Origin of the sequence: Bradyrhizobium iriomotense, from assembly GCF_018130765.1 — a bacterium.
In the GTDB taxonomy this organism is placed as follows: Bacteria; Pseudomonadota; Alphaproteobacteria; order Rhizobiales; family Xanthobacteraceae; genus Bradyrhizobium; species Bradyrhizobium iriomotense_A.
Genome location: NZ_JAFCJZ010000016.1, coordinates 45915 through 58072, shown reverse-complemented (window position 1 = coordinate 58072; position 12158 = coordinate 45915). Strand labels below are relative to the sequence as shown.

Below are 12158 nucleotides of genomic sequence, written 5' to 3'. Positions count from 1 at the left end.
TCAGCAGTTGGGATCGCAGGGTTCTCGCGCGCTCATCGACGCGATGCGGGCGTCGAGCGCGAACAGGCTCTTGTAGACTTCCGGCTCGCTCGCCCGGCTCAGGACCTCAGGTGCAATCACGCGCACCTGGCGCAAGGCGCCCTGTAACGAGGGCACGTCGAGCGCCTCGATCAGCAGCAGCCCAGCGAAGAAGCCCTCCTGCTTCCGCATGCCCTTTTCGGCCGTCCGCACCGATGTCCGCGCCTCGTCGGTCGTGCCGATCTGCACGGCGACGATCCCGTCGCATGCAACCAGCGCCTCAGCCAGTTTCGCAGGGTCTGTGGGGACCTTTTCGATCCGCAGCGCCACGATCGTGGCCCCTTCGCCCCGTCCTGCCCGCGCGACCATGACGCCCCCGCCCCGCATGAAGTTGCCGAGTTTTGGCATGATGCGCTGCGACCACGGCGTCGGTGCGTTGAGGCGCGCCAGATAGGCCTCGCCATCGAGAACCTCGGGCGATTCCAGCTCGTACAGGATGAAGAAGCGGTTTATGTCGTCCCTCACAGCGCGAAAGACGCGCGATGCCAGGAAGCCCCTGGTCGTCACCCGCTCGGTGGTGTGCTCGCGCGTCAGCCAGTGCCGGTAATCGTTAAGGTCGTGCGCCTCGACGTCGCTCCAGATGGCGAGAAATCCAGCTCCGCGCATGTCGCTCTCCTCCTTACGCCTTGCCGGCGGCGGCAAGCCCGTGAAGGGCCGGCGGAATCGTGTCAGGCAATTGTCCGAGCCGTTGAACGGCCGCCAGGATCGAGGCGATATAGCCATACGGACCCAGGCCGCAAATGACCGACGTACAGGCACTCGACGTGATCGAGTGGCGGTGCAGCTCGTCGCGCGCGTGAATGTTCGAAATATGCAGCTCGATCTTCACGCCTTCGAAGATCTTCAGCGCATCGATCAGCGCGATCGACGTAAAGGAATAGCCTGCCGGGTTGATGATGATCGCATCCGCGTTGCCATGGGCGGACTGGATCAGATTGACGAGCTCGCCCTCCATGTTGGACTGGTGGAACGAGATCGAGACGCCAAGCTGGTCCGCCAGGGCCTGGCAGCTCGCCTCGATCTCCTTCAGCGTTGTCCGGCCATAGATGTGCGGCTCCCGGATGCCGAGAAAATTGAGATTGGGTCCATTGAGGATGATGATTTTAGCGGCCATTTTTCGCCTCTCCTTTGTCAGCGTGCGTGACTAGCCGCCGAACCATTTGGCCGGGATCGTCACCAGTCCCGGGAACAACACCATCGCGAACAGAACGATCAGCTGCGCGATCATGAAGGGCCAGACGCCCTTGATGATGTCCTCCATGCTGATCCTAGAGACGCCGCAAACGACATTCAGCACGACCCCGACAGGCGGCGTGATCAGGCCGATGGCATTGTTGATGATGAAGAGAACGCCGAAATAGACGGGATCGATATGGGCCGCCTTGATGATCGGCATCAGGATCGGCGTCAGGATCAGGATCGTCGGCGTCATGTCGAGCGCTGTCCCCACGATCACCACCACGACCATGATCGCAAGCATCAGCAGCGTGTTGTTGCCCATGAAGGGCTTCAGCAAAGTGACGACCTGCGCCGAAATCTCCGAGACCGTGATGAGCCAGGACGACACCAGCGCCGCCGCGACGAGGAACATCACGATGCTGGTCGTCACGGCGGAGGAGACAAATACCTCGTAGAGCTGCGAAAGCTTCAGCTCGCGGTAAATGCAGGTCGCCACGAACAGCGAATAGACGGCGACGACGACCGCGGCTTCGGTCGGCGTGAAGATGCCGAAACGCAGGCCGACCACGATGATGACGGGCAGCATCAGCGCCCAGAACCCGTCGACGACGGCCTTCATGATCTCGGACCAGGAGGCGCGCGGCGGCGGCGTCAAATTCTCCCGCCGCACCACCCACGCCCAGGCGAGGCACAGCCCCGCCCCGAGCAGGAGCCCGGGGACGATGCCCGCCAGGAACAGTTTCGAGATCGAGACGCCGGCGGCGACACCGAAGATGACGAAACCGATGCTGGGTGGAATGACGGGCGCGATGATGCCGCCGGCCGCGACCAGGCCCGCCGCATAGGACTTCTTGTGGCCTGCCGCCACCATCATGGGCACCAGCAGGGCCGCAAGCGCAGCCGCATCGGCCGCTGCCGAGCCAGAAAGCGAGGCGAGGATGCAGGATGCCAGGATCGTGACGTAACCAAGACCGCCACGAAAATGTCCGACCGCGACGAGCGCGACATTGACGATACGCTTGGCCAGGCCACCCTTGTTCATGATCTCGCCGGCGAGCATGAAGAACGGAATGGCCATCAGCGGAAAGCTGTCCGCGCCATTGATGACGTTCTGCGCCACGATCTGGGCGTCGAACATGTCGATCGTGCTCATCAGCGCGACGCCGCAGACGATCAGCGCAAAGGCGATCGGCATACCCAACGCCATGGCACCGAGCAGCGAAAAGGTGAAGACGGCAATCGTCATGGCGTGATCCCGATCGCTTGCATCAGTGCTCTTCCGATTCCTTGACTGCCACCATGTCGGCTTCGCTGGCCTGCCCCGTCAGCACGCGGACGAGGTCGTAGAGAAGAATGACCCCGGCCGAGACGCCGAAGATCACGCCGACCGCGTAAAAGATGCCAAGCGACAGGCCGGTGGCCGGCGCACGATCGTCGATGTTGATGATGGTCTGGCGCCAGCTGCCGGAGAGCAGCAGCCAGTCGGCGAACAACATCAGGCAATAATTGATGACGAAGCAGACGCGCTTGCCGAAAGGCGGCAACATCCGGACCAGGGTGTCGACGCCGAGATGGGCGTGCTCGCGCAACGCGACGATTGCGCCAAGGAAGCTCAACCAGACCAGCAGCCAGCGCGACAGCTCCTCGGAGATCGTGATGCCGGAGTTGAAGCCGTAACGCAGCACGACGTTGCCGAACACCAGCACCACCATGACCGCAAGGCACGCGGCAATGACGGCCTTCAGGAACGTGCAATAGAGGTCGAGAGCTCGTGCCATGCGTGACGTCCAGGCAAATGAGGGGTGTGAGCCGGCCAGTGGCCGGCTCCGCCGCCTGCGTGATGGAAAGGCGACTACTTCACGTCCTTGCGGATGCGCTCGACCTCGTCGTTGAAGAGCTTCACTGTCTCGACACGAAGATTGGCCGAGATCTTGTCCGTGACCGGTTGCACCGCCTTGCGCATGCGCTCGGTCTCTTCGGGGGCGATCGCATTGTACTGCATGCCCTTGGCCTGCAATTCCGCCAGGGCCTTTTCGGTCTGAAGACGCGTCTGCTCCTTCTGGTAGCCGCGGCTTTCTTGATAGGCTTCGTGCATCAGGCGCTGTTCGGTCGGCGACAGCTTGTCCCAGAACGCCTTGCTCACCAGGATGATATTCAGCGTGAAGGTGTGATTGGTGGCGGAAACGTATTTCTGCACTTCGTAGAATTTGTTGGAGAGTATGACCGTGTAGGGATTTTCCTGGCCGTCAACGGTGCGGGTCTCCAGCGCCGAGTACAGCTCGCCGAACGCCATCGGCACCGGGTTCGCCTTAAACGCGCTGAAGCTTTCGAGATAGACCGGGTTCGGAATCACACGAAGCTTGAGGCCGCTGAAGTCCTCGACCTTGGTGATCGGCCGGGTGCTGTTGGTGACGTTGCGGAAGCCCAGGCCCCAATAACCGAGACCGATCAGCCCCTTCGACGGCAGGGTATCGAGCATCGCCGTGCCGAATTTTCCGGTCGCGAGCGCGTCGGCCTGCTCGGTCGTGTTGAAGAGGAACGGGAAATCGATCAGGCCGAACTCGGGAACGACCGTCGCGAGCGAGGTCGTCGAGGCCGACAGCATCTCCTGCGTGCCGCCGCGGAGCGCCGATTGCTGCTGCAATTCGTTGCCGAGCTGTGAGGCCGCGAACTCACGGACCTTCATCTTGCCCCCGCTCTTCGCCAGCAGAATCTCGGCAAACTTCTGCACGCCAAAGCTGACGGGGTGATCGGTGTTGTTCAGGTGACCCCACCTGATCGTCCGCTCCTGGATGTCATCGGCGGCGGATGCACCAACCGTCAGCGCCACGCAGATCGCCGTCGCAGACAGCGCCCGTACCAACAAGCTCATCATTTCCTCCCTGTTCGACCGGGCACGAAGGCAGCTTAAGCCATCATTTTCCGCACCCTCCGTTTATTTACACATCATACATATATTTCCATGTCAAACGATGATCTTCATTTCATATGATATTTCTATAGACGTCATATTGTCGAAGTCTGCTATATTGCTGGCAACATTGATGGTTCGGTCGCCTGCGGGTTGACCGGCGATCCGGACAAACGGGATCAGAAGGCATGACAGCACTCGAGGAACGACCTTTGTCGGCGGGCGACAGCGGCTATCAGCGCATCCGGTCCGACATCATCTTCGGCGTGCTCACGCCATCGGGGCGTCTCAAGCTCGACGCCATGAAGGAAGATTACGGCGTCAGCATCTCGACGCTGCGTGAGATCCTCAATCGCCTGACGTCAGAGGGCTTCGTCGTCGCCGAAGGCCAGCGTGGCTTCGAGGTGGCGCCGATCTCGATTCAGAACCTGCGCGAGCTTGCCGAGCTGCGGATCCTGCTCGAGCATCACGCGATGGCCGAGTCGTTCCGTGCCGGCGACGTCGAATGGGAGGGCCGCGTGGTGTCCGCGCATCACAAACTGGCGGCGACCGAACGCACCGTCCTCAAGGAGGGCGACGATCCCGAGCTGCGCAAGCGCTACGACGGCGAATTCCACCAGGCGCTGATCTCGAGCTGCGGGTCTCGCGAGTTGATGCATACCCACGCCATCGTGTTCGACAAATATTTCCGCTATGCGCTGCGCTATCGGGGCACGGAGACCATCAACCAGCACAAGGCGCTGCTGGAATGCGCGCTGAAGCGTGACATCAAGAACGCCAGGGCCGTTCTCAGCGACCATATCAACGGCTGCGTCGCGCATGCCCTGTCGTCCTGGAAGGACAGCTGACCGCCCTCGCCTGCCCCCGAGATCAAGTCGTCAACGCAGAAGAACGATCGATGAGCGCGAAAATTCCGTTCTCCACGGCCAGGCTCGACGGCCTACTCGACGATTTCGGCATCGACGTCCTGATCGTCACGTCGAAGCACAACCTCCAGTACTTGCTCGGCGGGTACTATCACTTCCAGTTCGACTACATGGAAGCAATCGGCATCAGCCGCTATCTGCCCATCTTCGTCTATGTGAAAGGCGCGCCGGACAAGTCGGCCTATATCGCCAACCGGAACGAGCGGGACAGCGTCCAGAACAGAGCCGATGCCGGTTACTGGATGCCGCCGGTCTTGTTCGGATCGTCGACCTCGGTCGAGGCGATGACGCTCGCGCTCAAGCATGTGAAGGCAATCGCGACATCAGCGCTTCGCGTCGGCGTCGAGATGTCGTTCCTGCCGACTGACGCGGCGGATGTCCTGCGCCGGGGGCTGTCCGATTGCCAGTTCATCGAGGCGATGCGGCCCCTTGAGAAATTGCGATCCATCAAGACCGCGACCGAGCTGGAGATCCTCCGCGAAGCGTCAGAGCGCGTGGTCGCCTCCATGCTGGACGCGGCCAATCAGGCCCGCCCCGGCCAGAGCAAGCGCGAGATCATCGATTCTTTGCGCCGGGCCGAACTGTCCCGCGACATGATCTTCGAATACGCTCTGGTGACCATGGGGACGAGCCTCAACCGCGCGCCCTCCGACCAGCGTCTTGAGCCCGGCGATATCGCCTCGCTGGATTCGGGCGGCAACTACCGAGGTTATATCGGCGATCTCTGCCGGATGGCCGTGCACGGGGAGCCCGATAGCGAACTCGTCGATCTCCTGGCGGAAGTCGACCTGATCCAGCAAGCCGCGCGCACGCCGATACGGGCTGGTCTCGTCGGCAGCAACATCTACGCCGCCGCGAACGAGGCGCTGGTACAATCCGCCCATGGCAAGGACATGCATTTCGTCGCCCATGGCATGGGCATCGTCAGCCACGAAGCGCCACGGTTGACGGCGAACGGTCCCATTCCCTATCCCGCCGACGATGCCAGCGCGCCTCTCGAAGCCGGCATGATCATCTCGATCGAAACCACGTTGCCGCACAAGCGACGGGGCTTCATCAAGCTCGAGGATACGATCGCCGTCACGGCCGATGGCTATCAGGCCTTTGGCGATAGCGCGCGTGGCTGGAACCGGATTCCGGCATGACTACGGCTTCGCTTCCCTCGCATCGGATCGAGACCGCAGTCGCCAGCACGGATATCCTCGGCGAAACGCCGTTGTGGTGTGATCGGACCCGCAAGCTCTGGTGGATCGACATCGACGGCAGGCTGCATCAATCCTTCGATCCCGCGACGGGCACCCATCGCGTCACATCCTATGATGATTGCCAATTCCTCGGCGGCCAGGCCTTGACGGCGGTCGGCTCGCATCTGCTCGCGCAGGATCTGCGTCTCTTTCGTGGCGGCTCTGACAACCCTCCTCCCGTTGAATTCTGCGCAGTCGAAAGCGGCCTCGACAACCGCCTCAATGACGGCCGCGTGGATGCGCACGGCCGCTTGTGGATCGGCACCATGGACAATCAGCTGCATCGCCCGAACGGCGCGCTGTATCGCGTCGCCGGCGACGGCCAGGTGACGCGCTTGTTCGACGACGTCATCGTGACCAACGGGATCGCGTTCTCGCCTGACAACCGCACGCTCTATTTCACGGACACGCGGCGATACTGCACCTGGATGTTCGACTTCGATCTCGACGACGGCACGATCCAGAACAGGCGCCTGTTCGCGGATTACAGCGCTTCCGGCGAGAGGCCTGATGGCGCCTGCGTCGACGTTGCCGGCGGGCTATGGACGGCCTTCTTCGCGGGTGGCCGGATCGCGCGCTATCGCCCGGACGGGCGGATCGACACCATCATCCCGTTGCCCGTGACCAATCCGACCTGCCTGTGCTTCGGAGGTCGCGATCTCAAGACGCTGTATGTCACGACGGCCAGGAAGTTTCTGGATCGTCAGCAGTTGAACCGTGAGCCCCAGGCGGGTCACGTTCTCGCCATTCACGGGATTGGGCAAGGTCTTCCAGAACACCGCTTCGCCGACAGGTTCTGAGTTCCTGCTGTCATCAAGGAGAAGGCGGCGGAGTTGCGGGACTCGCGCGCTCGGTCGCGGAACACAACATGACGGTCAACAATCTATTGCCCGGCTCATTCGACACCGGCCGGCTCAAGTCGAACCTATTTGCCCTGGCCAAGAACACCGGGCGTCAAATCGGCGAAGTTACCGAGGAAATCAGGCTATCAAACCCGACGAAGCGGTTCGGACGTCCCGAGGAGTTCGGCGAGGCTTGTATTTTCCTTTGTGCCGCCCACGCCCCTACATCACGGCCAAAACATCCTAATCGACGGCGGCGCCTATCCGGGCACGTTCTAAATCCAGTGAGGGCTAGTGACGTGGGTGAGATTGCTTGGGGCCGTCAAACGACGCATCGGCCTCATCGAAGAGCAGATTGATCTCGCTCTGCTTGCGTCCGGGAACTTTCTCAAAATTTGCCAAAATGCGAACAGCTCAGTGCGATCAACGTGGCAAGCACGGCATCGCGGTGCTCTGTCCCATGACTAGTATTTCGCGGGCCGCATCGCCTCAAAAAGAAAATCCGAAAGCTTGGCGATGTCCGCACGGGGACGCGCTGTCGGAATCGTGACCAGCTGGACGGAAAACTGCTTCGTCTTGTAGGAAGAAAGCAGCTGGACCAGTCGTCCATCAGCGAGTTCATCCGCCACGAGGAAGTAGGGCTGGAGGACCAGCCCCGTGCCTGCGACCGCCGCCGCTACCAACGCGTCGCCATTGTTGCAGCTCAGTGAGCCTTTGATGGGCACCCGGTGAGCCTTCCCGTCGGCGTCGCGCAAAACCCAATCATGGCCATGCTCCGCTGACGTATAGCGCAGGCAGTTGTGCTTCGTCAGGTCGATCGGAATTTTCGGCATCCCGAGTTGGTTGAGATAGGACGGCGCGGCGCAAATCACCGTTCGCGAATGGGTCAGAAACCTCGTACTGAGGGCCTGATCGTGTCGGTTACTGATGCGCACGGCGATATCCAAACCCTCTTCCGCGAGGTTCGCAAGACGATCGCTCAACATCAACTCGATCTCGATCTCAGGGTACATCGCGCTGAATTGCCTCAGTATCGGCATGAGGCGGCGCAGCCCGAATGAGATTGGCGCGCCGACGCGAATTTTGGATCGGTGCGTGTCGAGACCATCGCAGAGCGCGCGGTCGTAGCTATCGAGGATATTTTTTGCTTCACGCAACAAGCGTTCGCCAGCTTCGGTCAACAATTGGCTGCGCGTGGTGCGGGTCAACAATGGGCGCCCCGTCCGCTCCTCAAGTTGGCTGACGAGACGACTTACCGCCATGCGGGACATTCCGAGCGCGGCGGCCGCCGATGTCTGGCTTCCGCGCTCCACGGTCAGAATAAACGCTTCAAGTTCACGAAATCTGGTCACGGCTGATTTGTAACTCTGAATGATACAATACCCAAGCCAATTTGAGTTGCGCCGCAACATTCGATCTAAGACAATAATTTTACAAGATAATTATCGAGGTCATCACTATGAAAGATACGTTACGATCGAGCCAACTCGATCGGCGCAGCCTGCTCACGACCGCGCTGACCGTCCCTCTGGTGATGGCGGCAGATCATGCTCTGGCCGCAACGCCGGCCGCGGCCGTGCGCGGCGGAGCCGAGACGCGCAGCCTGGATGAACTGTATCAGGAGGCGCTTGCCGAAGGCGGCAACCTCGTGGTCTACGCGGGCGGCGATACGCCGACGCAGCAGGACAACAACAGAAAGGGCTTCCTGGCCCGTTTCCCGAAAATGAACATTTCGATCATCGTGGACTACAGCAAGTACCACGATGTCCGTCTCGATCGTCAGTTCGCCGCCCATTCGGTGATACCCGACGTCGTGCAGCTGCAAACCTTGCAGGATTTTGGTCGCTGGAAGAAGGAGGGGCGCCTCCTCAACTACAAGCCTGCCGGATTTTCGAAGGTCCAGGATTCTCTCCGGGATCCGGACGGCGCCTGGATGGCGATCGGCATCATCGCATTCAGCTACCTGTATGATCCGTCCGCTGTCGACGGAAAACCGCCCGCATCTCCGAAGGAGCTGACAAATCCGGAATGGCGCGGGCGCATTGCGTCTTCATATCCGAGCGACGATGACGCGGTGCTCTTTCTCTACAAGTTGTATGCGGAGACCTATGGCTGGGACTGGATCCAGAAGCTGGCGGATCAAGGCCTGCAATTTGCGCGCGGCACGCATTCGCCGGGCCTCGCCATCTCTCAGCATCAGAAAGCCGTCGGCGTCGGCGGATCCGGATCGCTGACCACACCGGCGAACGCACCGGTGAAATGGGCGATTGCGGACGGGCATCCGTTCCTTGCGTGGGGCCAGCGCGCAGCAATCCTCAAGGACGCGCCGCACAAGGCCGCAGCCAAGCTGTACATGAACTGGCAGATTTCGGAGGAGAACCAGCGCAAGGCCTATAACGGCTGGTCCGTTCGCACTGACGTGCAGCCGCAAGGCGGCCTGAAGCCGGTTTGGGACTATGCCAACTCCCATTTCGCCGAGTTTCCGCGGTTCATGGAAGATCGGGCCCTCGTCGAACGGTGGCGCCAGACCTTCGCGATCTACTTCGGTGAAGTGAAGGGCGAGCCAAGCCCCGGCTGGCTCGGACAGCGACCGGGCGCCTGAGAGATCCCGACTAATGAGGATCCGCCAGCTTGCGGCTGCAGCTGGCGGACAGCCGCCTACGCTGTCGTGCTCGACGCGGCTGGCTCGATAGGACCAGCTTTAGAGGTCCTGCGCCCATGCGACGATGGCTTGGACGACGGCCGCAGGCTGTTCAGCGGGAAGAGCGTGACTGGCGTTTGGCACCACGACCACGCTCACGCGGTCGCCCAGATCGTTCTTCAGCTCGTCAGTCGTGTCACGCGGCCGAAATGGGTCATCCGCGGCTTGCAAATCGAGTATGCGTGCCGTGCCGCTCAACCACCAGGATTCTCGTTTCGTGTTGAGGCCCGCAGCCCGCTGGCTCTCGGTGACATCCTTGTGCCACCCTTCTAGCCACGACGATGCATCGTTGCCTGGAGCGAAGAAGGCGAATTCCAACGCCTTCAATCGTATCGCCGTCGGCTGGTTGCGATCATTGATCGTGGTGATGGCATCGCTAAGCTGGCGTGGCCAAGTCTTCGCACCCGCCGCCATCAACACGACGCCGCGGACAAGCTGCGGATAGTCCGTTGCCACGGTGCGGGCGATCCAATTGCCATAGGCGTGCCCGACGATGATGGCGGGATCACCGCCGTCGTGCTTGATGATCCCTGCAATGTCATTGGCGAAATCGTGGAAGCTGACGTCCGTCATCGGCCCGATACTGCCGCCGATGCCGCGCGGTTGAGGGCGCAGCACCCGAAAGCCGGCCTTCGCGAGTCCGCCAGCGAGCACGTCGAAGTCGTCCGAACTGCGACCGGTGGATGGGAGCAGGACGATCAGAGGTCCCTGCCCCTCAGCGGTTACCTCGATCTTGGCGCTGCCAACATCGACGATATGCCGCGATGGGCCTTCTGCGGCGGATGCGGTGGCAAGATGAAGAGCCAGCGCCGCCGTCACCGCAACGCGGCCAACTCGTGCTGTGGTCATGTTCAGGAATCAGCGTGCTGCTTGACCGCCAACCGAAGCTCGTGAGCAGGCGGAGTGGCGATTGCGGGCCTGACGGGGCTCGTTCCCATCAGCATCACCATGGCACCGAGCGCCATCATCGCGCCGTAGGAGTACAGCCCGTAGGTCAAGGAGCCGGTTGCGGTGGTCATCCACCCGACCAATGTCGGCGCGAAGAACGCGCCGATGCCGCCGCAAGTCGTGATCAAGGCGATCCCGCCGGCTGCGGCCGTTCCCGAGAGATAGAGGCTGGGCATCGTCCAGAACGGACCGGTGGCGCCGAGATATCCAGAGGTCATGACCGTGAGCAGGCCGATTGCAATCCAGGGATGACCCAACGCCTGCGGGAGCAACACCCATCCTATGGCGCAAAGCAGCGCCGGCACGGCGGCATGCCAGCGACGCTCGCGCAAACGGTCGGAGCTTCGTGCAACGAGTTGCTGCACGACCACGGCGACAATGTACGGGATGGCAGAGAAGAGACCGATTGTGAGCGAGTCGTGAATTCCGGATCCCCGGAGAATGGTCGGAAGCCAAAGCGGAATGCCGGCGCCGCCCGCGATCAGTCCGACCGACATGCCGGCGAGAAGATACAGGCGTTTATCGCGCAGAGCGGCTGCAAAATGATGCTGACGCTGTTGCTGGCCCGTATTCGCTTCGCTCTGCAATTCGGCAGTGATGATCGCAACCTCGCGCGCCGAGAGCCACTTCGCCGTCTGGGGGCTGTCGGCGAGCACGAAGTAGATGACGATGCCCGTCAGCACCGAAGGCAATCCCTCTATGAGGAACAGCCATTGCCAGCCCTTCAGGCCAAGCAGCCCGTCCGTCGCGCCGAGAATCGCTCCTGACAAGGGCCCGCTGACGATGCCGGAGATGGCAATCGCAGACATGAACAGCGCGGTGAATTGGCTCCGGCGCGATGGTGGAATCCAGGTGGTGAGATAGAACAGCACCCCCGGAAACAGGCCAGCCTCGGCGGCGCCCAGCAGAAAACGAAGAATGTAGTAGTGAGAAGGCGCAGTCATGAAGGCGAGCGCCGCCGAGCAAAGCCCCCAGCACACCATGATGCGCAGCAGCGTGGTCCGCGCTCCGATGCGGGCGAGCCACAGATTACTGGGTATCTCGAAGACGCTGTAGCCGAGATAGAAAAGGCCGCCGCCGAGGCCGAACGTCGCCTCGCTGAAACGCAGATCGCCCATGAACTGCAGCTTCGCGAACCCGACATTGCCGCGATCGATGAAGGCAAGCACATAGGCCAGCATCAAGATCGGAACGAGGCGCCAGGCCACTTTGCGAAACGTCGCATCCACCTCATGGCGACCCGGCATATCGATGGTTCTGTCCGTCACACGCGCGCCCTCCCGTTCGGCCGCGCTCGTGGCGGGCCGTTAAATCTTTATGCCATAAATA

At 61.5% G+C, this 12158-nt stretch carries 12 protein-coding genes; 4 read left to right on the top strand and 8 right to left on the bottom strand.

All coding sequences use genetic code 11. The features are described 5' to 3' along the window. The 5 genes from JQ635_RS25440 to JQ635_RS25420 form a co-directional block, all read right to left on the bottom strand. Complete coding sequence (locus tag JQ635_RS25440; protein WP_211412513.1) at positions 1 to 684, bottom strand: hypothetical protein; 684 nt, start codon at positions 682 to 684, stop codon at positions 1 to 3. A gap of 13 nt (positions 685 to 697) precedes the next feature. Further along, positions 698 to 1192, bottom strand: coding sequence for a type II 3-dehydroquinate dehydratase (locus tag JQ635_RS25435; RefSeq protein WP_211412512.1), 495 nt, complete (start codon positions 1190 to 1192; stop codon positions 698 to 700). 30 nt (positions 1193 to 1222) lie between these two features. After that, on the bottom strand, positions 1223 to 2503 hold the full coding sequence (locus JQ635_RS25430; protein WP_211412511.1) for a TRAP transporter large permease: 1281 nt from the start codon (positions 2501 to 2503) through the stop codon (positions 1223 to 1225). A gap of 22 nt (positions 2504 to 2525) precedes the next feature. Next, positions 2526 to 3035: a TRAP transporter small permease gene (locus JQ635_RS25425; RefSeq protein ID WP_211412510.1), complete on the bottom strand. Its 510-nt coding sequence runs from the start codon at positions 3033 to 3035 to the stop codon at positions 2526 to 2528. A gap of 74 nt (positions 3036 to 3109) precedes the next feature. Then, positions 3110 to 4129, bottom strand: a complete 1020-nt coding sequence (locus tag JQ635_RS25420; RefSeq protein ID WP_211412509.1) for a TRAP transporter substrate-binding protein — start codon at positions 4127 to 4129, stop codon at positions 3110 to 3112. Between the two features lie 227 nt (positions 4130 to 4356). Between JQ635_RS25420 and JQ635_RS25415 the strand changes: the two genes are divergently transcribed. Genes JQ635_RS25415 through JQ635_RS25405 form a run of 3 tightly spaced genes read left to right on the top strand, consistent with a single transcriptional unit; the run spans position 4357 to position 7138 of the window. Beyond that, complete coding sequence (locus JQ635_RS25415; RefSeq protein WP_211412508.1) at positions 4357 to 5016, top strand: GntR family transcriptional regulator; 660 nt, start codon at positions 4357 to 4359, stop codon at positions 5014 to 5016. Positions 5017 to 5066: 50 nt separating this feature from the next. Next, a complete protein-coding gene (locus JQ635_RS25410) occupies positions 5067 to 6239 on the top strand; it encodes a M24 family metallopeptidase (RefSeq protein WP_211412507.1) in 1173 nt (390 codons plus the stop codon). Further along, positions 6236 to 7138, top strand: a complete 903-nt coding sequence (locus tag JQ635_RS25405; RefSeq protein ID WP_211412506.1) for an SMP-30/gluconolactonase/LRE family protein — start codon at positions 6236 to 6238, stop codon at positions 7136 to 7138. The genes JQ635_RS25410 and JQ635_RS25405 overlap by 4 nt, the downstream gene beginning before the upstream one ends. Before the next feature lie 506 nt (positions 7139 to 7644). On the opposite strand, the gene JQ635_RS25400 is transcribed toward JQ635_RS25405, so the two are convergent. Then, positions 7645 to 8532, bottom strand: coding sequence for a LysR family transcriptional regulator (locus JQ635_RS25400; RefSeq protein WP_211412505.1), 888 nt, complete (start codon positions 8530 to 8532; stop codon positions 7645 to 7647). Positions 8533 to 8714: 182 nt separating this feature from the next. Between JQ635_RS25400 and JQ635_RS25395 the strand changes: the two genes are divergently transcribed. Next, positions 8715 to 9782 carry an ABC transporter substrate-binding protein gene (locus JQ635_RS25395; RefSeq protein ID WP_246583757.1) on the top strand — a complete coding sequence of 356 codons (1068 nt, stop codon included), beginning with the start codon at positions 8715 to 8717 and terminating at the stop codon, positions 9780 to 9782. Between the two features lie 99 nt (positions 9783 to 9881). Here JQ635_RS25395 and JQ635_RS25390 read toward each other — a convergent pair whose 3' ends face one another. Both JQ635_RS25390 and JQ635_RS25385 read right to left on the bottom strand, forming a co-directional pair. Further along, a complete protein-coding gene (locus JQ635_RS25390; RefSeq protein WP_211412503.1) occupies positions 9882 to 10730 on the bottom strand; it encodes an alpha/beta fold hydrolase in 849 nt (282 codons plus the stop codon). Positions 10731 to 10732: 2 nt separating this feature from the next. Further along, entirely contained in the window at positions 10733 to 12037 is a 1305-nt protein-coding gene (locus tag JQ635_RS25385; RefSeq protein WP_211412502.1) for an MFS transporter, read from the bottom strand. Positions 12038 to 12158 lie beyond the last annotated feature (121 nt).